Source organism: Thioclava sp. F36-6, from assembly GCF_002020305.1.
Classification (GTDB): Bacteria; Pseudomonadota; Alphaproteobacteria; order Rhodobacterales; family Rhodobacteraceae; genus Thioclava; species Thioclava sediminum.
Window position 1 is genome coordinate 1,014,144 of sequence record NZ_MPZX01000001.1, and the last position, 20,249, is coordinate 1,034,392.

22 protein-coding genes are annotated in these 20,249 nt (G+C 64.5%); 16 read left to right on the forward strand and 6 right to left on the reverse strand.

Annotated elements, in window-relative coordinates; genetic code table 11:
* Positions 1-10: 10 nt before the first annotated feature.
* Positions 11-511 (reverse strand): acetyl-CoA carboxylase biotin carboxyl carrier protein, encoded by a 501-nt coding sequence (gene accB / locus BMI88_RS04610; protein ID WP_078540411.1) that lies wholly within the window; start codon positions 509-511, stop codon positions 11-13.
* A gap of 294 nt (positions 512-805) precedes the next feature.
* Here accB and BMI88_RS04615 point away from each other — a divergent pair, with 294 nt between their 5' ends.
* Both BMI88_RS04615 and preA read left to right on the forward strand, forming a co-directional pair.
* Positions 806-2,149 carry an NAD(P)-dependent oxidoreductase gene (locus tag BMI88_RS04615; RefSeq protein WP_078546443.1) on the forward strand — a complete coding sequence of 448 codons (1,344 nt, stop codon included), beginning with the start codon at positions 806-808 and terminating at the stop codon, positions 2,147-2,149.
* A gap of 3 nt (positions 2,150-2,152) precedes the next feature.
* Positions 2,153-3,454: an NAD-dependent dihydropyrimidine dehydrogenase subunit PreA gene (preA, locus tag BMI88_RS04620; RefSeq protein WP_078519535.1), complete on the forward strand. Its 1,302-nt coding sequence runs from the start codon at positions 2,153-2,155 to the stop codon at positions 3,452-3,454.
* Positions 3,455-3,464: 10 nt separating this feature from the next.
* On the opposite strand, the gene BMI88_RS04625 is transcribed toward preA, so the two are convergent.
* Both BMI88_RS04625 and BMI88_RS04630 read right to left on the reverse strand, forming a co-directional pair.
* Positions 3,465-4,106 carry a hypothetical protein gene (locus BMI88_RS04625; protein ID WP_146673471.1) on the reverse strand — a complete coding sequence of 214 codons (642 nt, stop codon included), beginning with the start codon at positions 4,104-4,106 and terminating at the stop codon, positions 3,465-3,467.
* 112 nt (positions 4,107-4,218) lie between these two features.
* Entirely contained in the window at positions 4,219-4,869 is a 651-nt protein-coding gene (locus BMI88_RS04630; protein ID WP_210401997.1) for a TetR family transcriptional regulator C-terminal domain-containing protein, read from the reverse strand.
* Between the two features lie 201 nt (positions 4,870-5,070).
* Between BMI88_RS04630 and BMI88_RS04635 the strand changes: the two genes are divergently transcribed.
* Entirely contained in the window at positions 5,071-6,396 is a 1,326-nt protein-coding gene (locus BMI88_RS04635; RefSeq protein ID WP_078519533.1) for an aspartate aminotransferase family protein, read from the forward strand.
* Positions 6,397-6,636: 240 nt separating this feature from the next.
* Here BMI88_RS04635 and BMI88_RS04640 read toward each other — a convergent pair whose 3' ends face one another.
* Entirely contained in the window at positions 6,637-7,218 is a 582-nt protein-coding gene (locus BMI88_RS04640) for a VOC family protein (RefSeq protein WP_078519532.1), read from the reverse strand.
* 173 nt (positions 7,219-7,391) lie between these two features.
* Between BMI88_RS04640 and BMI88_RS04645 the strand changes: the two genes are divergently transcribed.
* Positions 7,392-8,243, forward strand: coding sequence for a hypothetical protein (locus BMI88_RS04645; protein WP_078546447.1), 852 nt, complete (start codon positions 7,392-7,394; stop codon positions 8,241-8,243).
* A 4-nt stretch (positions 8,244-8,247) separates the two neighbouring features.
* On the opposite strand, the gene BMI88_RS04650 is transcribed toward BMI88_RS04645, so the two are convergent.
* Positions 8,248-8,910: a TetR/AcrR family transcriptional regulator gene (locus tag BMI88_RS04650; RefSeq protein ID WP_078546449.1), complete on the reverse strand. Its 663-nt coding sequence runs from the start codon at positions 8,908-8,910 to the stop codon at positions 8,248-8,250.
* A gap of 127 nt (positions 8,911-9,037) precedes the next feature.
* Between BMI88_RS04650 and BMI88_RS04655 the strand changes: the two genes are divergently transcribed.
* From BMI88_RS04655 to BMI88_RS04690, 8 genes are all read left to right on the forward strand, one after another.
* Positions 9,038-10,288: a Zn-dependent hydrolase gene (locus BMI88_RS04655; protein ID WP_078519529.1), complete on the forward strand. Its 1,251-nt coding sequence runs from the start codon at positions 9,038-9,040 to the stop codon at positions 10,286-10,288.
* 101 nt (positions 10,289-10,389) lie between these two features.
* Complete coding sequence (gene hydA / locus BMI88_RS04660; RefSeq protein WP_078539617.1) at positions 10,390-11,841, forward strand: dihydropyrimidinase; 1,452 nt, start codon at positions 10,390-10,392, stop codon at positions 11,839-11,841.
* Positions 11,842-11,847: 6 nt separating this feature from the next.
* Positions 11,848-12,270, forward strand: a complete 423-nt coding sequence (locus BMI88_RS04665) for a VOC family protein (protein WP_078539616.1) — start codon at positions 11,848-11,850, stop codon at positions 12,268-12,270.
* Positions 12,267-13,055, forward strand: coding sequence for an ABC transporter ATP-binding protein (locus tag BMI88_RS04670; RefSeq protein WP_078546451.1), 789 nt, complete (start codon positions 12,267-12,269; stop codon positions 13,053-13,055). The genes BMI88_RS04665 and BMI88_RS04670 overlap by 4 nt, the downstream gene beginning before the upstream one ends.
* Positions 13,056-13,157: 102 nt before the next feature.
* Entirely contained in the window at positions 13,158-14,021 is an 864-nt protein-coding gene (locus tag BMI88_RS04675) for an ABC transporter permease (protein WP_078519525.1), read from the forward strand.
* On the forward strand, positions 14,018-14,866 hold the full coding sequence (locus tag BMI88_RS04680) for an ABC transporter permease (RefSeq protein ID WP_078519524.1): 849 nt from the start codon (positions 14,018-14,020) through the stop codon (positions 14,864-14,866). Before BMI88_RS04675 ends, BMI88_RS04680 begins: the two co-directional genes overlap by 4 nt.
* Positions 14,867-14,937: 71 nt before the next feature.
* Positions 14,938-15,924, forward strand: a complete 987-nt coding sequence (locus BMI88_RS04685; protein WP_078519523.1) for an ABC transporter substrate-binding protein — start codon at positions 14,938-14,940, stop codon at positions 15,922-15,924.
* A 108-nt stretch (positions 15,925-16,032) separates the two neighbouring features.
* The gene (locus tag BMI88_RS04690) at positions 16,033-16,497 is read left to right on the forward strand and encodes a hypothetical protein (protein ID WP_146673472.1); all 465 of its coding nucleotides are present in this window, start codon (positions 16,033-16,035) and stop codon (positions 16,495-16,497) included.
* Between the two features lie 44 nt (positions 16,498-16,541).
* On the opposite strand, the gene BMI88_RS04695 is transcribed toward BMI88_RS04690, so the two are convergent.
* Positions 16,542-17,690 carry a mechanosensitive ion channel domain-containing protein gene (locus BMI88_RS04695; RefSeq protein WP_078546455.1) on the reverse strand — a complete coding sequence of 383 codons (1,149 nt, stop codon included), beginning with the start codon at positions 17,688-17,690 and terminating at the stop codon, positions 16,542-16,544.
* A gap of 172 nt (positions 17,691-17,862) precedes the next feature.
* Here BMI88_RS04695 and BMI88_RS19720 point away from each other — a divergent pair, with 172 nt between their 5' ends.
* From BMI88_RS19720 to BMI88_RS04710, 4 genes are all read left to right on the forward strand, one after another.
* Complete coding sequence (locus BMI88_RS19720; protein WP_168173941.1) at positions 17,863-18,030, forward strand: hypothetical protein; 168 nt, start codon at positions 17,863-17,865, stop codon at positions 18,028-18,030.
* A gap of 74 nt (positions 18,031-18,104) precedes the next feature.
* A complete protein-coding gene (locus tag BMI88_RS04700) occupies positions 18,105-19,463 on the forward strand; it encodes a helix-turn-helix transcriptional regulator (protein ID WP_078546457.1) in 1,359 nt (452 codons plus the stop codon).
* Positions 19,464-19,514: 51 nt separating this feature from the next.
* On the forward strand, positions 19,515-19,910 hold the full coding sequence (locus BMI88_RS04705; RefSeq protein ID WP_075774383.1) for a response regulator: 396 nt from the start codon (positions 19,515-19,517) through the stop codon (positions 19,908-19,910).
* Positions 19,910-20,248: a hypothetical protein gene (locus BMI88_RS04710; RefSeq protein WP_246831820.1), complete on the forward strand. Its 339-nt coding sequence runs from the start codon at positions 19,910-19,912 to the stop codon at positions 20,246-20,248. Before BMI88_RS04705 ends, BMI88_RS04710 begins: the two co-directional genes overlap by 1 nt.
* Position 20,249: the final 1 nt, after the last annotated feature.

Sequence of the window (20,249 nt, forward strand, 5' to 3'; positions counted from 1 at the left end):
ACCGGCCCCCTTATTCGACGATCATCAGGGTCGAACCGTATTCGACCGGCTGACCGTCATCGACGAGGATGCGCTTCACGGTGCCCGATTTCGGGGCGGGGATGTGGTTCATGGTTTTCATCGCTTCGACGATCATCAGCGTCTGGCCTTCCTTGACCTGATCGCCGACCTTCACGAAGGCCGATGCGCCCGGCTCGGGCGAGAGATAGGCGGTGCCAACCATGGGCGAGGCCACGGCGCCGGGATGATCGGCGGGGTCTTCGACGGGTGCGGCTTGCTCGGAGGCTGCGGATTGTGCCGCCGGAGCCGCTGCGGGCGCCGGAGCAGGGGCTGCTGCGGGCGCAGGGGCGGCTGCCTGCACAATATTGGTCTGTTTCGACACCCGCACTTTCAGGCTGTCATCTTGCGCGTAATCGCGCGTCACGGCGATTTCCGTCAGCTCGTTCGAATTGAGCAGTTCGGCAAGGGCCTGAATGAAGGCCACGTCGTTGTCACGGGTATTTTTGGTCATGCGGTCCTCGAAGGGTGCTTTGAAATGGAGCCCATTCTGCGGGGCTCTTTGGTGCTGGAGGCGGTTATACGCGAGGTAACGCGCGGTGAAAAGGCGCATCGGCCGTCCTGGCGTCAGGGTTTCGCGATCTCGTGATTGCCCGATAATTGAGCACGGGTGGGGTAGAGGGCGCTGAACTACCGGGCAATCGGGCGGGAATTGGCGACCCGCCGCGCTGCGGCATATTTTACCACTTGATAAAATTCAATCCTGTGCGAGCGTAGGGAACAAGAAAAACTGACAGGGAGCCCGCAAGTGTCCAATAGCCAGCTCACCGAAGGGATCGTGCCAGCACGGCTCGACCCGGAAAGCTACTGCACCAATTTCGCCGATCACGCGCCGCCGCTGGGGACGCAAGAGGCCCGCATCGCGGCCGATCGCTGCTATTTCTGCTATGATGCGCCGTGCATGGAAGCGTGCCCGACCGCGATCGACATTCCGCTGTTCATCCGGCAAATCTCGACCGGAACGCCGGAAGCCGCGGCGAAGACGATCTTCGATCAGAACATCATGGGCGGCATGTGCGCCCGTGTCTGTCCGACCGAGAACCTCTGTGAAGGCTCCTGTGTCCGCATGGATTCGGAAGGCGAGCCGGTCGAGATTGGCGCGCTGCAGCGTTTCGCGACAGATACGCTGATGGCCAAGCAAAGCCACCCCTACACCCGCGCCGAGCGCAGCGGAAAATCGGTGGCGGTCGTGGGTGCCGGGCCTGCGGGTCTCGCCTGTGCGCACCGTCTCGCGATGAAGGGTCACGAGGTCACCGTTTATGATGCGCGCTCGAAGCCGGGCGGGCTCAACGAATACGGGATCGCCAGCTACAAGACGCCGGGCGGATTCGCGCAGGCGGAAGTCGACTGGCTGATGCAGATCGGTGGCATCACTATCGTCGAGAACTGGCAGTTGGGCCGCGTCGGGGATGGCGATCTGGCCGAGCTGCTGGGCGATTACGATGCGGTCTTCCTCGGGATGGGGCTGTCGGGTGTGAACGCGCTGCGCCTCGAGGGTGAGGACAAGGACGGCATCCGCCCCGCGACCGAGTTCATCGCGGAGCTGCGTCAGGCCTCCGATCTGGCCGAACTGCCGATCGGGCGCGACGTGGTCGTGATCGGCGGCGGTATGACGGCGGTCGACGCTGCCGTGCAGTCGAAACTGCTGGGCGCGCTCAACGTGACGCTCGTCTACCGTCGTTCGCGCGCGGAGATGCCCGCCAGCACGGTCGAGCAGGAGTACGCGCTCACCCATGGCGTGAACATCATCGAGAACGCCGCCCCCATCGCCATCCATGGCAACGGCGCGGTGCGTCAGGTCGAATTCGCCTACACGAGGAAAGGCGAGGGCGGTCTGGAGATGACCGAGGCGACCTTCAAGCTGTCCGCCGATCAGGTCTTCAAGGCGATCGGTCAGACGCTGGGCGACATGCCTCCGAAGGTCGAAGTCGCGGGCGGCAAGATCAAGGTGGACGGCGCGGGCCGCACCTCGGTCGAACGGGTCTGGGCGGGGGGCGATTGCACCCATGCCGGCGAAGACCTGACCGTGACGGCGGTCGCGCAGGGGCGCGATGCGGCTGAAGAAATCCACCAATTCCTGATGGAGGGCTAAGAGATGGCCGATCTGACTTCTGAATTCATCGGTATCAAATCCCCCAACCCGTTCTGGCTCGCCTCCGCGCCTCCGACGGACAAGGAATACAATGTCCGCCGCGCGTTTGAAGCCGGTTGGGGTGGGGTCGTGTGGAAGACGCTGGGCTCGGAAGGTCCGCCCGTCGTGAACGTCAACGGCCCGCGTTACGGCGCGATCTATGGCGCGGATCGCCGTCTGCTCGGTCTCAACAATATCGAGCTGATCACCGACCGTCCGCTGCAGACCAACCTGCGCGAGATCAAGGCCGTCAAGCAGGACTACCCGGACCGGGCGATCATCGTCTCGCTGATGGTGCCCTGTGACGAGGAGAGCTGGAAGGCGATCCTGCCGCTTGTCGAGGAAACCGGGGCCGACGGGATCGAGCTGAACTTCGGCTGCCCGCATGGCATGGCAGAACGCGGTATGGGCTCGGCGGTCGGGCAGGTGCCCGAATATATCGAGATGGTCACCCGCTGGTGTAAGCAATATTGCAGCCTGCCGGTGATCGTGAAGCTCACACCCAACATCACCGATATCCGCCGCCCGGCGGAGGCCGCCAAGCGCGGCGGCGCCGATGCGGTCAGCCTGATCAACACGATCAACTCGATCACCTCGGTCGATCTGGACGATTTCGCGCCGGAGCCGACGATCGACGGCAAGGGTACCCATGGCGGCTATTGCGGTCCGGCGGTGAAGCCGATCGCGCTGAACATGGTGGCCGAGATCGCCCGCGATCCCGAAACGGCCGGTCTGCCGATCTCGGGTATCGGTGGCGTGACCACCTGGCGCGATGCGGCAGAGTTCATGGCGCTCGGGGCTGGCAATGTGCAGGTCTGCACGGCGGCGATGACCTATGGCTTCAAGGTCGTGCAGGAAATGATCTCTGGCCTGTCGGACTACATGGATCGCAAGGGCTTCACCTCGACCTCCGAACTGGTGGGCCGTGCGGTGCCGAACGTGACCGATTGGCAGTATCTGAACCTCAACTACGTCACCAAGGCCGAGATCAATCAGGACGATTGCATCAAATGCGGCCGCTGCTATGCCGCCTGCGAGGACACCTCGCACCAGGCGATCGCGGTGACCGAAGATCGTGTCTACTCGGTCAAGGACGAGGAATGCGTGGCCTGTAACCTCTGCGTCGAAGTCTGCCCGGTCGAGTGCATCACGATGCGCAAGATGGACAAGGGCGAGGTGGATCCGCGCACCGGCGAGACGGTCGGCGACTACGCCAACTGGACGAGCCATCCCAACAACCCCTCGGCTGCGACGGCAGCTGAGTAAGGGCAGGGGCCTAGCGGGTCACGTCGAGGTTCGGCGCGACCTGCGGGGCAACCTGAGACCATCCCTCCTGCGACGCGCCGCTCCGATGATCGGAGGGCGCGTCGTTTTTATCTTCCGCCTGCGGTGCAGGCTCGGGACGCGCCTCCTCGGCGGTGTCGGGCGCTTTGACCTCTGCACGCGCCTCCGCCTTCCCTTCGGTGATCTGGATCGTGTCGGCGGGCTGCACGGGCTCTGGGGCGGGGGTGTCCGAGGTGTCCACGAGGTCCGGCGCAGCCCAGAGCGCAGCGGCCTGAGCCTCGAGCGGCGTGACCTCGAATGTCGGGATCGGGCCGGTCAAGGCGTCGGGGTCGGGCCGTGCACCCCCATCGCGGCTGCCGAGTGTACGGGGCGATTGGCTTGCATCCTCCGTGCCCCGATCCTGCCCTTCGTCCTTCAGCGCGCTGGCGCCGCGTGCCGCGCGCGCTTCCAAGGCGCGCACTTGCTGCGCGCGATCCTGCGGCGTTTGGGTGTCTACATTCGCGCCGAGGCCACCGTTGGTATTGGCCGCATTCGCCGCCGCCTCCACCGTGCTGGCAGGCGCTGTCTTCGGGGCCGCAACCGTCAACAGAGGCGACCACCCGACCTGAGGCATCAACCCCGAAATCCGGTCCATCCCGAGCTCCATATTCCTGCGCCCCCACGCATCCTCAGACTGCGCCGGGGGCGTTACCGGACCGTTAAGATCAGGCAGAAACTTCGGCGATAGTTACGGAAGGCTTAATCGCTTATGGCTTGAGCAGCCGCGCGAACAGCATATCGAGGAACGGCGCCGCCCCTTCGATCGGGTCCTTGCCCGGGCCGAGCACCGCACGCACCTGCGTGTCGAAATCGGCGTAATGCTGGGTGAGCGCCCAGATCGAGAAGATCAGGTGATGCGGATCGACCGGGGCAAGACGCCCCTCGGCGATCCAGTCCTCTATCACTTTGGCTTTCTCGTCCACCAAGGTCTTGAGATCGGTGGACAATCCCGCGCCCATCCGCGGCGCGCCCTGCAAGACTTCATTGGCAAACAGGCGGCTTTCGCGCGGCATCTCGCGGCTCATCTCGAGCTTACGGCGCATGTAGCGCATGATTTCCTCGCGCGGCTCACCCGCAGGATCAATCGCGCGCAGCGGCGCAAGCCAGATATCGAGAAGACCTTCGAGCAGCGCCGCGTGGATCGCCTCTTTCGAGGGGAAGTAATAGAGCACGTTCGGCTTGCTCAGCCCGGCTTCCGCCGCGATCTGGTCGAGCGTCGCGCCGCGGAACCCATGCGCGGAGAACACGTCCAGCGCCGCCTCGAGAATCTTGCCGCGATTGACCTTTTGTATCCGGGTCAGCGGGCGCTTGCCGTCGTCGTCGCTGGTGAAGTCGCGCGGGTCGAGGTCGTCTGCCAAATATTCGTCTCCCAGTTCGTGTTTTATGTTAACCGAAGCGTTACTGCGGGATCAATCGCTACGGGGCAGCAGAGTGCGCTTTTAGAGCGCATTGAAGGCCGCTTGACTGGTTCCTAAGCTGTGCTAGCGTGAGTCTGACCGTTCGGTCAAACTAGACAATCCGGCCGCGTCTCGACCCGGCCGCCCGACCGGAGTTTTTCCATGGCGCTCGACCGCAAGTCCCCCAACGATCTCAACGCTTTCTGGATGCCCTTCACGGCGAACCGCCAGTTCAAGAAGAACCCGCGCATGTTCGTGGGCGCGAAGGATATGCATTATACCACCTCGGACGGGCGTCAGGTGCTCGACGGCACGGCCGGTCTGTGGTGCTGCAACGCGGGCCATTGCCGCCCGAAGATCACCGAGGCGATCCAGAAGCAGGCCGCCGAGCTCGATTACGCGCCCGCCTTCCAGATGGGCCATCCGATCGCGTTCGAGCTCGCGAACCGTATCCTCGACATCGCGCCCGACGAGATGGCGCATGTCTTCTACACCAATTCCGGCTCGGAATCGGTCGAGACCGCGCTGAAACTCGCCATCGCCTATCACCGTGCGCGCGGCGACGGCGCCCGCACCCGTCTGATCGGACGCGAGCGCGGCTATCACGGCGTGAACTTTGGCGGCATCTCGGTCGGTGGTATCGTCACCAACCGCAAGGTCTTCGGCCCGCTCGTGCCGGGCGTCGATCACCTGCCGCACACCCATCTGCCCGAGGAGAACCGCTGGTCGAAAGGCTGCCCCGAGCATGGCGCGCATCTGGCCGACGATCTCGAGCGCATCATCGCGCTGCATGGCGCCGAGACCATCGCCGCTGTTATCGTGGAGCCCGTCGCGGGGTCGACCGGCGTGCTGCTGCCGCCGAAAGGCTACCTGCAGAAGCTGCGCGACATCACCAAGAAGCACGGCATCCTGCTGATCTTCGACGAGGTGATCACCGGTTTCGGGCGCACGGGCGCGGCCTTCGCCGCCGAGAAATACGGTGTCGTGCCGGATATGATGACCACCGCGAAGGGCCTCACCAACGGCGTGATCCCGATGGGGGCGGTGCTGGCGACGGCCGAGGTTCACGACGCCTTCATGAACGGCCCCGAGCATATGATCGAGCTGTTCCACGGCTACACCTATTCGGGCAACCCGATCGCCGCTGCCGCCGGGATCGCGACGATCGAGACCTATCGCGAAGAGGGCCTCTTTGAGCGGGCCGCCGAGCTTGCGCCCTATTGGGAAGAGGCGCTGCATTCGCTCAAGGGCGTGCGCAACGTGATCGACATCCGCAACGAGGGTCTGATCGGGGCGGTCGAGCTGGAGCCGATCGCGGGCGAACCCACGAAGCGCGCCTTCTCGGCCTTCCTGAAGGCCTACGACAAAGGCATCCTGATCCGCACCACCGGTGACATCATCGCGATGAGCCCGCCGCTGATCATCTCGAAAGAGCAGATCGACGAGCTGGTCGGCACGCTCAAAGAGGTGCTCGAAGAGGTCGAGTGATCGGGCCTCAGGCTGAGATGAAACGACGGCCGCGCAAGGCTTGCGCGGCCGTTTTTTTGTTGCGGCGTGGTGCTTGAGGGCGCGGGGCGACCAGCCCCGGGCCGCGCCCGACCTCCCCCCGGGAGGGCGCACTGGCGATGCCGCAGCGGGCACAGCCAACATGCGGGCTCACGAGATAAAGCGCCAAGCCACAGACGGTGCGACGCGCCCACCCGAGGTCGGGCGCCCCCCCTCACTCCCTCAATACGGGTTCTTCGCCCCGCGATCCTCGCTCAGCGATTGCTGCGAGCGCTCCACGATCATCTCGATCGCATCGGCCAGATGCTCCTCGCCGATCGCCTTGTCGCCGCGGGCCACGCGGATGCGATGCGCTTCGATCATCACCTCGGCATGGGACGATCCGCGCGGCGGCTCGAACTTGTAGGTGGCCAGTTCGATCAGCAGCCCCAGCGGATCCTTGAAATAGATCGAATCCATGAAGCCGCGATCCTTCACGCCGGAATGCGCGATCCCGCGCGCATCGAGCCGCGCCACGACCTGCCGATGCGTCGCCATCGAGACGTTGAAGGCGAGGTGATGCACGCAGCCCGGATCCGTGGGCGTGCGGTCATGGACGGGCTTGCGGCTCTCATTGGTGAAAACGGTGATCAGCCGCCCGTCGCCCGGGTCGAAATAGAGATGCCCCTCGTCGGCATTGTCCAGATTGGGTTGGTCGAAGATGAACGGCATCCCGAGCAGCCCTTCCCAGAAATCGATCGAGCTCTGCCGGTCCGCCCCGGTCAGCGTGATGTGATGGACGCCCTGCACCTGCATCTTGCGCATGTCTTTCTCCCTATCTCTCTTGCGACCAAGTTAACCCATGCTGCGCGCAGGTCTAGAAACAGGATCTGTGCGGTGCCGCGCGAAACCCCGCCGAGCACCGTTTCGCCAGATTGCGCGACCTTGTGGCGGCGGGGGCGGGGACTATGTTGCGCAGGAATGCCCGGAGACTCGCGATGCTGCGCCTGACCTTTGTCCTTGCCCTTATCTGCCCGCTGCCTGCCATGGCAGAACTGGTGCCGTGCGAGACCTCCATTCGCGGCAAGACCTATTCCTACGTCTACGATGCGGACAACGCGGCTCTGAAGGAAAGCCGGTCGCTGCGCGAGAAGCTGTTTGGCGAGAAGGGGGAGGTGACCTGCCCGGCGCTGGTCACTCTGCGCGCGCTGACACCCGAGATGAACGACGAAAGCCGCGCCCCGTTTTGCCTACAATGGGACAAGGAGGCCGAGACCTATCTGGGCTACGACCGGGGCGAGCGCGACGCCTACGGGCTCTGCCGCAAGCCGTCGAAAAGCATCTGCGAACGTATCAAGGGCACCGCGAAGGCCGCTGGCGATCTGCGCAACGATGCGGAAAGCGCCGTGGGCGATGCTGCGAGCAAGGTTCTAGGCAAGAAGATCGGCGGCATGATCGTCTCGGATCAGGCCGGAAACCTGCAAAAGAAGCTGCGCGATGCGGGGCTTGGCGTGCTGGCGGGGGCCTCGACCCCTGCGCTCGCGGCCACGGCGGTGGTCGTGGGCGGCGCGATTTACGTGTGTTCGGATACCGGCGCGGAGGCGGTCGGTCTGGAGGCCGATCCGGTCGAGCCGACCTCGGACGGGAAGGAGCTTCTGGGCGCGAAACTGCCCGAGACGCATCTGCCCGCGGGCGTGGCCGGGGCACCGATGCGCCCGGTCGAGACCGAGACGCTGCCGGAAGAGTCGGAGGCGTCGGAAGAACCGTCGCAAGCCCCGGCACCGGAGGCAAAATCGGATGTCGCCCCCGTCGGCGCGCCGGACATCACTGCCGACCCGGCGGCGAACTGAGCAATCAGCTCACGCCGATCCCGCGCAGGACGATGCTTTTCACGCAGGTCTTCGCCTCTTCCCACTGGGCGTCGCTCAGCGGCGCGCCGCCGTTCAGCGTCTCGATCTGATGCGAGAAATCTGCGTAGTGCTGGGTGGTGGCCCAGAGCATGTAGAGCAGGTGATGCGGGTCGACCTCGGCCATTTTGCCTTCCGCGATCCAGCGCCGGATGATCACCGCGCGGCCCTCGGTCCAGTCGCGCAGCGTCGTCTCGAGGTAATCCTGAATCACCGGCGCGCCATGCATCACCTCTGAGGCCCAGACCTTCGAGCCGTTCGGGTGATTGCGCGAAATCTCCATTTTGGCGTCGATATAGGCGCCGATCCCTTCGGCCGGCCCGCTTGCCTCGTCGAACACATCGGCCGCTTCCAGCCAGATGTTGAAAATGCGCTCCACGACCCGCCGATAGAGCGACTCTTTCGTCTCGAAATAGTAATGGAGATTGGCTTTCGGGAGCCCCGCAACATCCGCGATCAGCTGCATCGTGGCCCCGCCGAATCCGGCCTCGGCGAAGACCCTCTCGGCGGCTTTCAGGATCGATTCCTCGGTGGCGCGCCGCGCCTCGGCGCGGCTTCCCCGGCTGGCTTGCCCATTTTTTGTGCGCTTGCCGCTCTCATTATCTTTCATTCAAAATACGTCCTGATTTTTGTTGACCGAATGGTCAGACCGTGGCCCACTCAACCTGACCATACGGTCAGAAAAAGATTCGTCGCAAGAGGGGATAACCCCCACGCAGCCGACAGGGAGTTATGAAATGTCAGCACCCGGAGAAAACCTCCGCATCAATCCCGATCGCCTTTGGGACAGTCTCATGGAGATGGCCAAGATCGGTCCCGGCGTCGCCGGGGGCAATAATCGCCAGACCCTCACCGATGCGGATGCCGAAGGCCGCGCGCTGTTCCAGAAGTGGTGCGAAGATGCCGGCATGACGATGGGCGTCGACACGATGGGCAACATGTTCGCGACCCGCGCGGGCGAAGACCCCGATGCGCTGCCGGTCTATATGGGCAGCCACCTCGATACGCAGCCCACCGGCGGCAAATACGATGGCGTCCTCGGTGTGCTCGGCGCGCTGGAGGCGGTGCGCTCGATGAACGATCTCGGGATCAAGACCAAGCACCCGATCGTCGTGACCAACTGGACCAACGAAGAGGGCACGCGCTTCGCTCCGGCGATGCTGGCCTCGGGCGTGTTCGCGGGCATCCACACGCAGGACTGGGCCTACGATCGCGAAGATGCGGAAGGCAAGAAATTCGGCGACGAGCTGAAGCGTGTCGGCTGGGTCGGTGACGAAGAGGTCGGTGCGCGCAAGATGCATGCGATGTTCGAACTGCATATCGAGCAGGGTCCGATCCTCGAGGCCGAAGGCAAGGATATCGGCGTCGTCACCCACGGGCAGGGCCTCAGCTGGACCCAGGTGACGATCACCGGCAAGGATGCGCATACCGGCTCCACCCCGATGCCGATGCGCAAGAATGCGGGCCTCGGCATGGCGCGCGTGCTGGAACTGGTCGACGAGATCGCGTGGTCGCACAAGCCCCATGCGGTGGGCGCGGCTGGCCATATCGACATCTACCCGAATTCGCGTAACGTGATCCCCGGCAAAGCCGTGTTCACCGTCGATTTCCGCTCGCCCGATCTGAGCGTGATCGAGGATATGGAAAAGCGACTGCGCGAGGGAGCGAAAAAGATCTGCGACGAGATGGGGCTTGAGGTGGAATTCGAGAAGACCGGCGGGTTCGACCCAGTCACCTTCGATCCGACCTGCGTGAGCGCCGTGCGCAGCGCCGCCGAGCGTCTGGGCTATTCGCATCGCGACATCATCTCGGGCGCGGGCCACGATGCCTGCTGGATCAACGCGGTCGCCCCGACGGCGATGGTGATGTGCCCCTGCGTTGACGGGCTGAGCCATAACGAGGCCGAGGATATCTCCAAGGACTGGGCAGGCGCGGGCGCCGATGTGCTGTTCCACGCCGTGCTGGAATCCGCGGAAATCGTAAGCTGAGACGGGCGGAAGAGGGGGCGCTGCCCCCTCGGCGCGATGCGCCTCACCCCCGGGATATTTGAACCAAATCGAAGGCGGAAGACCTTCGTGGGAGGTAAACAATGACCAAAGTCATCAAGAACGGAACCATCGTCACCGCCGATCTGACCTACAAGGCGGATGTGCTGATCGACAGCGGCAAGATCATCGAGATCGGCCCGAACCTGAAAGGCGACGAAGAGATTGACGCGACCGGCTGCTACGTGATGCCGGGCGGGATCGATCCGCATACCCATCTCGAGATGCCCTTCATGGGCACCTATTCCAGCGACGATTTCGAATCCGGCACCCGTGCCGCGCTGGCCGGCGGCACTACGATGGTCGTCGATTTCGCGCTGCCCGCGCCGGGCGAGGGCCTGCTGGAAGCGCTCAAGCGCTGGGACAACAAATCGACCCGCGCGCATTGCGACTACTCCTTCCACATGGCGATCACCTGGTGGAGCGAGCAGGTCTTCAACGAGATGAAGCAGGTCACTGAGCGCGGCATCAACACCTTCAAGCACTTCATGGCCTATAAGGGCGCGCTGATGGTGAACGATGACGAGCTCTATTCGAGCTTCAAGCGCTGCGCCGAACTGGGCGCGATCCCGCTGGTCCATGCCGAGAATGGCGACGTCGTGGCGGAGCTGTCCGCGAAGCTGCTGGCAGATGGCAATAATGGCCCCGAGGGGCACGCCTATTCGCGCCCGCCGCAGGTCGAAGGCGAGGCCACCAACCGCGCGATCATGATCGCCGATATGGCAGGCGTGCCGCTCTATGTCGTGCACACCTCCTGCGAAGAAAGCCACGAAGCGATCCGCCGCGCCAAGATGCAAGGCAAGCGCGTCTGGGGCGAGCCGCTGATCCAGCACCTCACGCTCGACGAGAGTGAGTATTTCGACAAGGACTGGGACCACGCCGCGCGTCGCGTGATGTCGCCGCCCTTCCGCAACAAGCAGCATCAGGACAGCCTCTGGGCGGGTCTCGCCTCGGGCTCGCTCTCGGTGGTCGCGACCGATCACTGCGCCTTCTCGACCGAACAGAAGCGCTATGGCGTGGGCGATTTCACCAAGATCCCGAACGGCACCGGCGGCTTGGAAGACCGGATGCCGATGCTCTGGACCTATGGGGTCGAGACCGGCCGGATCACGATGAACGAATTCGTGGCCGTGACCTCGACCAACATCGCGAAGATCCTCAACGTCTATCCGAAGAAGGGCGCGGTTCTGGTCGGTGCGGATGCCGATCTCGTGGTCTGGGACCCGGAAGCGACCAAGACGATCTCGGCCAAGACCCAGCAATCTGCCATCGACTACAATGTCTTCGAGGGCAAAGAGGTCAAGGGTCTGCCGCGCTATACGCTCAGCCGCGGTGTCGTCGCCTGGGCCGATGGCAAGATCCAGACGCCCGAGGGCCACGGCGAATTCGTCGCCCGCGATCCGGGCATGCCGGTGACCAAGGCTCTGTCCACCTGGAAAGAGCTCACCGCCCCGCGTCCGGTCGAACGCAGCGGTATCCCGGCGACCGGGGTATAAGGCGCAATGGCGGCCCCGGTCAGTTCCGGCGTTTTGGAGGCTGCGGTCTATGTCGAGGATCTCGACGCAACCGAAGCCTTCTACGGCGGGCTGCTGGGGCTCGAGCGGCTAACCCGTCGCGACGGGCGGCATGTCTTTTTCCGCTGTGGCGATAGCGTGATCCTGACCTTCATCGCTCAGGCCACGCAGCAGCCACCCGACCCGGAGGCGGCGCTGCCGGTTCCACCGCATGGCGCGGTCGGACCGGGGCATGTATGCCTCGCGGCGGACGCGGATCAACTCAACGAATGGGAACGACATTTGAGGGACAACAACGTAGAGATTGAGGCCGACTTCTATTGGCCGAACGGGGCGCGGTCGATCTACCTGCGCGACCCGGCGGGCAACAGCGTCGAGATTGCGGACAAAACCCTGTGGAGGCGCGGATGACGGCAGCACCGGTAATTCAGGCCCGCGGGCTCAATCTGACTTTCCAGACGGGGGACGGGTCGGTTCACGCGCTGAAAGATATCGATCTCGATATCGAGAAGGGCGAATTCGTGAGCTTCATCGGCCCTTCGGGCTGCGGCAAGACGACTTTCCTGCGCTGCATCGCGGCACTGGAGACGCCCACGGGCGGCTCGCTGACCGTGAACGGCATCTCGCCGGAGGAAGCCCGCAAGGCCCGCAGCTACGGCTATGTGTTTCAGGCGGCAGGTCTTTACCCTTGGCGCACGATTGCGGGAAATGTGAAACTTCCGCTGGAAATCATGGGTTATTCCAAGGCGCAGCAGCAAGAGCGTGTTGAAAAAGTGCTTTCGCTGGTCGACCTCGAAGGCTTCGGGAAGAAGTTCCCCTGGCAGCTTTCGGGCGGCATGCAGCAGCGCGCCTCGATCGCGCGGGCGCTGGCCTTCGACGCCGAGATCCTGCTGATGGACGAACCTTTCGGCGCGCTCGACGAGATCGTGCGCGACAAGCTCAACGAAGAGCTTCTCAAGCTCTGGTCGGCCACCAACAAGACGATCGGCTTCGTGACCCACTCGATCCCGGAAGCGGTCTATCTGTCGACCAAGATCGTGGTGATGTCGCCCCGTCCGGGCCGCATCCACGAGGTGATCGAGAGCACGTTGCCGAAAGGGCCGCGTCCGCTCGACATCCGCGACAGCGAGGAATTCCTGCAAATCGCGCACCGGGTGCGCGAGGGGCTTCGGGCGGGGCATGCCTATGATGAATGACGCGATGACCCCTACCGCAAGTGGGGGGCTGTCCGCCCCCCTCTGGCTGCGCCATTCACCCCCCGAGGATATTTCGGCCAAGCCGAAGGGGAGGGCGGTCTGATGAAAATGATCGCTCCCGTTCTGACGGTTCTGGCCGCGATCCTGCTGCTTTGGTACGCAGCCACCGTCTGGATGAATTCGCAATGGACCTACGATCAGGCCGCAAGGGCTGGTGAAGAGGTCACGTTCTCCGAGCTTGTCACCGACACGCTGACCCAGAAACGCCCCGTTCTGCCCGCGCCGCATCAGGTGGCCGTCGGGCTTTGGGAAGGTGTGGCCGGGCAGAAGATCACCTCCAAGCGCAGCCTTGTCTTCCACGGCTGGATCACGCTGTCGGCGACGCTTGCGGGCTTCGCGCTGGGCACCGGTCTGGGCATCCTGCTGGCGGTGGGGATCACCCATAGCCGGGCGATGGATCTGAGCGTGATGCCCTGGGCAATCGCGAGCCAGACGATCCCGATCCTCGCCATCGCGCCGATGGTGATCGTGGTGCTGGCGAGCCTCGGGATCACCGGGCTGCTGCCCAAGGCGATCATCGCGGCATACCTGAGCTTCTTCCCCGTGCTCGTCGGGATGGTGAAGGGGCTGCGCGCGCCCGATCACATGCAGCTCGATCTGCTGAAGACCTATAATGCGAGCCAGGGCGCGACCTTCTGGAAGCTGCGGCTGCCGTCGTCGATGCCGTATCTCTTCGCCTCGCTGAAAGTGGGGGTGGCGGCGAGCCTCGTCGGTACCATTGTGGCCGAACTGCCGGCGGGCGCGACCCGCGGGCTTGGCGCGCGGCTTCTGTCGGGCAGCTATTACGGGCAGACGGTGCAGATCTGGTCCGCTCTGTTCGCAGCGGCAGCGCTCGCGGCGATCCTCGTGGTGGTGGTCGGCATCATCGAACAAATCACGCTCAAGCGGATGGGGATGGTGCAATGAGCTGGCTTATTTTCGCAATCGTCTTCTGGCTGGCGGCCTGGGCCCTCAATACCTGGCTTGCGCGCCATCACGGCTCGGAGCGTTGGGCGCGTTTCCTGATCCCGGCCTTGTTCGGCATCACCCTCCTGCTTCTGTGGGAAGGTCTGGTGCGCGGGCTGAATATCAGCCCGGTGATCCTGCCGGCGCCAAGCCAGATCGCGGCGAGCCTGATGGCCTCGACCGATGTGCTGCGCGAGGATTTCGTGCAGACGATCCTGAAAGGCGCGCTGTCGGGCTATATCATCGGCTGTGGCGCGGCGGTGGTGGTGGCGATCCTGATCGACCGCTCGCCCTTCCTGCAACGTGGCCTGCTGCCGATCGGGAACTTCGTCGCGGCCCTTCCGATCGTCGGGATCGCGCCGATCCTCGTGATGTGGTTCGGCTTCGACTGGCAGTCGAAAGCGGCGGTCGTCGTGGTCATGGTCTTCTTCCCCGTCCTCGTGAACATGGTGGCGGGTCTGGCGGCCACGAATGCGCTTCAGCGCGACCTGATGGCGACCTATTCCGCAAGCTATTGGCAGGGGCTTTTCAAGATGCGCCTGCCAGCGGCGATGCCGTTTCTCTTCAACGGGTTGAAGATCGCGACGACACTGGCTTTGATCGGTGCGATCGTTGCCGAATTTTTCGGCAGCCCGACGAAAGGAATGGGCTTTCGCATCTCGACCGCGGTGGGGCAGCTTGATCTGCCGCTCGTGTGGTCGGAAATTACCGTTGCGGCCCTCGCGGGCTCGGGCTTCTATGGGCTTGTCGCCCTGATCGAGAAGCTGGTGACTTTCTGGCACCCGTCGCAACGGGCCCGGACGTAAGGGCAAGGAAGAGCCTGAGAATAACCTAAAATCCCGGGCGTAAAGATCCGGGGCCAACAGTGGAGTGAAAGATGAAGAAACTGATCGCAGGGGTGGCCGCAAGCCTCACCATGGCGGGGGCCGCTTGGGCCAACGAGGACGTGACGCTGCAGCTTAAATGGGTCACGCAGGCCCAGTTCGCAGGCTACTATGTCGCGCTCGACAAGGGCTTCTACGAGGATGCGGGCCTCGACGTGACCATCAAGCCGGGCGGCCCCGATATCGGGCCCGAGCAGGTGATCGCAGGCGGTGGCGCCGATGTCATCGTCGACTGGATGCCGGCGGCGCTGGCAGCCCGCGAGAAAGGGCTGCCGCTCGTGAACATCGCCCAGCCCTTCAAGAAGTCGGGCATGATGCTGACCTGCCTCAAGGAAAGCGGCATCAAGACCCCCGAGGACTTCCCCGGTCATACGCTGGGCGTGTGGTTCTTCGGCAATGAATACCCGTTCCTGAGCTGGATGAACCATCTCGGCATCTCGACCGAGGGCGGCGACGATGGCGTGACGGTCCTCAAGCAGGGCTTCAACGTCGATCCGCTGCTGCAAAAGCAGGCCGCTTGCATCTCGACCATGACCTATAACGAGTATCTGCAGGTGCTCGAAGCGGGCATTCAGCCCGACCAGCTGGTGACCTTCAAGTATGAAGACGAAGGCGTCGCGACGCTCGAAGACGGTCTTTACGTGCTTGAAGAGAACCTCAAGGACCCGGCCTTCGTCGACAAGATGGCGAAGTTCGTGAAAGCCTCGATGGAAGGCTGGAAATACGCCGAGGAGCATCCCGACGAGGCCGCACAGATCATTCTCGACAATGACGAGACCGGTGCGCAGACGATGGAGCACCAAGTCGGCATGATGAAAGAAGTCTCCAAGCTGACCGCTGGCTCGAACGGCACGCTCGACCCCGCCGATTACGAGCGCACGGTCGACGTTCTGATGTCGGGCGGTTCGGACCCGGTCATCACCAAGAAGCCGGAAGGCGCCTGGACGCATGATGTGACCGACAAGGCTGGCCTCGAATAAGAGAGACACTCTCGCGAAACACGAAGCCCTCCGGTGCGCCGGGGGGCTTTTTCATATTCGGGGTTTCTTAAGGGGAATCGGCTTTGCTGAGCGGCAGGAGGCACTCGCATGGCCGATCGATCAATGACCGCGCAGCGTGCGCGCGCCCGCGCACGGGCTCGCAGGCGTCAGCAGCGCACGCACCCGGCCCTGACCGCGTTCTACGCGGTCGTCGTGATCGGGATTGCGTCAGGGCTGTTCTACCTCGCGTGGAAAAGCCAGTTCGCGGCCCCGCCGAGCTATCTCTTCGACACGCCCACCCAGCCGATCGAGGCCGCCTATTGCCTTGCCGTGGTCCGCGCGCTCTCGGGCGGCGGAAGCGGCGGATATATCGGGCAGGCGCAGGATTTCTGGCTGAAGCGCCTGCTGACATTCAGCGGCGATGTCGCGGGCAATATCGCGAAGGGCGAAGATGCGCTCGGGCACCATCTGATCGGTAGACCTGTGCCCGATCGCCAATGGCTCGTGGATGCGATGGATAAGTGTTCCAACCGGGCGGTGAATTACGGGGCGCATTTCGGGGCCTTCGATTAGCGGCGAACCGCGGCGGCCTGTTGGTGTGTGCACGCAACGAGCCCTTAGCGGGAGGGCGCGTCAGCTGACGAAGCTTCGCCAGAGGGCGTGCCGAGGAACGCCGCTTCCGCTGGCGACAGATCGGCCCGGGTGCGGGGCAGGGCATGCGGCATTTCGGCCTGAATCCACGCCACCAGCCCCTCGCGAATATGGCAGCGCAGATCGTAGGTGCGCGGACCGTTGCGCGCGGAGGCGAGGATACGCACCTCCATCACCCGCTCGCGGAAATCGGTCACCTGCAGGGCAAAGACCTTGCCGTCCCAGAGCGGATCGGCGCGGGTGATCTCTTCGGCCTTCGCGCGGATCGCGGCGACGTCGGCCGTGTGGTCGAGGTAGATCATGACGGTGCCGATCAGATCGGCGCTTTCGCGGGTCCAGTTCTGGAAAGGCTGCTCGATGAAATAGCTCAAGGGCACCACGAGCCGCCGCCAGTCCCAGATGCGGATGACAACGTAAGTCGATGTAATTTCTTCGACATTGCCCCATTCGCCCTCGACGATCAGCGCGTCGTCGATGCGGATCGGCTGGGTCAGGGCAAGCTGGATGCCTGCGAACAGGTTCTTGAGCACCGGCTGCAGCGCGAGGCCCACGACGATACCCGCGGCCCCGCCTGCGGCCAGAAGCGACACGCCATATTGGCGCACGGCGGGAAAGGTCATCAGGGCGGCTGCGACCGCGAGGATCACGATCATCACCTTGGCCACACGCATCAGGATGCGGGTCTGGGTGACGTGCTTGCGCGCCAGCAGGTTGTCTTCCGCGTCGAGCTTGAAACGCCGGAGGTGGATCGTCGTCCAGATGTAAAGCGCGGTATAGGCGATCCAGGCGAGGCACAGGATCAGCGCGACCAAAAGTATATGGGTGATTGCACCGGTGACTGCGGCGCTGGTTGGCGCGAGCCCGTTTGCAAAGCCAAGTGCGGCGATCAGAAGGATCAACCGCATCGGTTGCGCCCCGCGGGCGACCAGCGACCGCCAGAACAGGTCGCGATCGGCCACCGCGCGGTTGAGCGCCGTGAACAATACCCTAAACAGCAGCAGCGCGATCAGCGCCGCCATAACATAGGCGATCAGCGCCACCGCCCAGTCCGGCAGGAATTTCTGCGCCGTATCGATGGCGCTGGCCAGTTCGGTCTCGATCGTCTCGGGCTCCATCCGGGTCTCCGCGAATTGCCGCGCTGTTATGCTGCGCTGCCGCATTGATGATGGCGCATCGGGCGGAGCTGTCAAATCGGGCCGGGAATTGACGTCGATCATAGAGCGAACAGGCCGGCAATGTAGAATGACATATGGGGAAATCGTCCCATGCCGAGAATTGGAGAGAGCCATGAAAAACCGCTTTTTCGCACCCGCCGCACAGCTTGCCGCGCTCGTCGCGTTGGTCGCGTTTGCAGGCTGTACGCAGCTTGAACGCGATATCGGGGAATGCGAGCCGGGTGTCGGGGGCATATCGGGCATGGCCACGGTCGCGCCCTCTGGAACGGGATCCTGCTGAGGTCCTGTAAACCGCTGTAAAACTATTTTCTTCTTCTGCACTTGTTTGTAAAAACGGGTGCAGGAGGAGTTTACATGGCCCGTTCCCCGCTGACCGGCACCCGCATCCGCGAGCGGCGCAATGCGCTTGGCTTGAAACAGGCTGAACTGGCGCGGGCCTCCGGGATTTCGGCGGCCTATCTCAACCTGATCGAACACAACCGCCGCCGTGTCAGCGATGCCCTGATCGAGCGGATCGCAGGCGCGATGGGCGTCGATCCGGTCACGCTGGGCGAGGGGGCGGAAGGCGCGCTGTTCGCAGGGCTGCGCGAAGCGGTCGCGTCTCTGGAACTGGCCGAGACAGGCGGCGGCAATAGCGCGGGCAGTGCCAGCCAAGCCGCGCCCGATCTCGAGCGGATCGAGGAATTCGTCGGTCGCTTTCCCGCTTGGGCCGCGCTTCTGGTGAACCGTCAGGCGCGGCTGGCCGAGCTGGAGCGCGTGGTCGAAACCTATGCCGAGCGCATGGCGCAGGACCCATTCCTGCTGACCTCGCTGCATGAGGTCCTTTCGGCGGTGACCTCGCTGCGCTCCACCGCCGCGATCCTTGTCGAGACCGAGGATATCGAGCCGGAATGGCGCGCGCGATTTCTCAACACGATCCAGGAGGAAAGCCTGCGCCTATCGGGAACGGCGGAAGCTCTGGTCGGCTATCTCGACGAGATGGAAACCGCCGAGACCGGCCTGTCCTCGCCGCAGGAGCAGTTGGAGGCGTGGCTCGAGGCGCGCGGCTGGCATTTCCCGGAACTGGAGGGAGGCGGGGCCGATCCGGTCGAGCTGATCGCGGGCGCGCCGGAATTGGCGTCCTCGGCGGCCCGGGAACTGGCGCGCGGCCATTTGCAGCGGCAGGCGGAGGATGCGCGCGCCTTGCCGCTGGACCCGGTGCTGGCGGCGCTGGCCGAGCTCGGCCCCGACCCGGGCGCGCTGGCGGCGCGCTTCGCCGTGCCGCTTGCGCAGGTGTTGCGGCGGCTCGCGGCGTTGCCAGAGGGCGCGCCGGGTCTGGGGCAACCGGGGCTGGTGGTCTGCGACGGCTCGGGCACGCTGACCTTCCGCCGCGCAGCCCCCGGATTCCTGCTGCCGCGCTTCGCCGCCGCCTGTCCGCTCTGGCCGCTCTATGAGGCGCTTGCACGACCGATGCAGCCGATCCGGGCGTTGGTCGATATGGCGGGGCGGTTGCCGCAACGCTTCCTGACCTATGCCGTCTCCGAGCCGCGCCCGACGGGGTTCGACGGCCCGGTGCTGATGCGCGCCACCATGCTGATCCTGCCAGCGCCCTCGCAGAGCGCTGATGCACCGGCGCGCCCGATCGGCGCGTCGTGCCGTATCTGTCCGCGTGGCGAGTGTCCGGGGCGGCGCGAACCCTCGATCGTCGCGGATGCGTCGGCGGGGAGGGCGTGAGGGTTTGACAGGGCGCGACACGGTGGCGATAGTCGGGTGAGGGGGATGGCTATGGCGCAAAGACAGGTGCTGTTGATCGAGGACGAGCCGCATATCGCGGAAGCGATCCGGTTCATCCTGACGCGTGCGGGCTGGACGGTGTCGGTGCTCGAAGACGGCGCGCGGGCAATGGCGCGCATCACCGGCGATCCGCCCGACGCAATCATCCTCGATTTGATGCTGCCGGGGCGCTCCGGTCTCGAAATCCTTGCCGATATGCGCGCGGATGCCGCGCTGCGCGATTTGCCCGTTCTGATGCTCAGCGCGCGCGGGCAGGGGCGCGACCGCGATGCCGCAACCCGCGCCGGGGCGACGGCCTTCCTCGCCAAGCCATTTGCCAATGGCGATGTGCTCGACCAGCTCGAAGCCATCACCGGCGGGGGCGCAGCGCGCCGGGAGCCCGCCTGATGCCGCAGACGGGCCAGCCGCTCTTTCTTGCCCGCCGTTCCTATCGCCGCCGCCGCCTGATGGATGCGGCGCGGCTTTTGCCGATTGTCGGCTTGGTGCTGATCATGATGCCGGGCCTGTGGCATCCTGCGCAGACCCCGGTGCCCGACACCGGGCGTGGCGGGCTCTACCTTTTCGCGGTCTGGATCGTGCTGATCCTCGCGGCTTTCGCCATCTCCCGCGGGCTCGGCCCGGTGCTCAACGCAGAGGACGTGCCCGAAGGCAATGGCGAGGCCGAGGGCCCAACCGCCGCCGCAACCGCCAGCCGCGCGTCGGACGCGCCGCCGCCGGAGGGCTGAG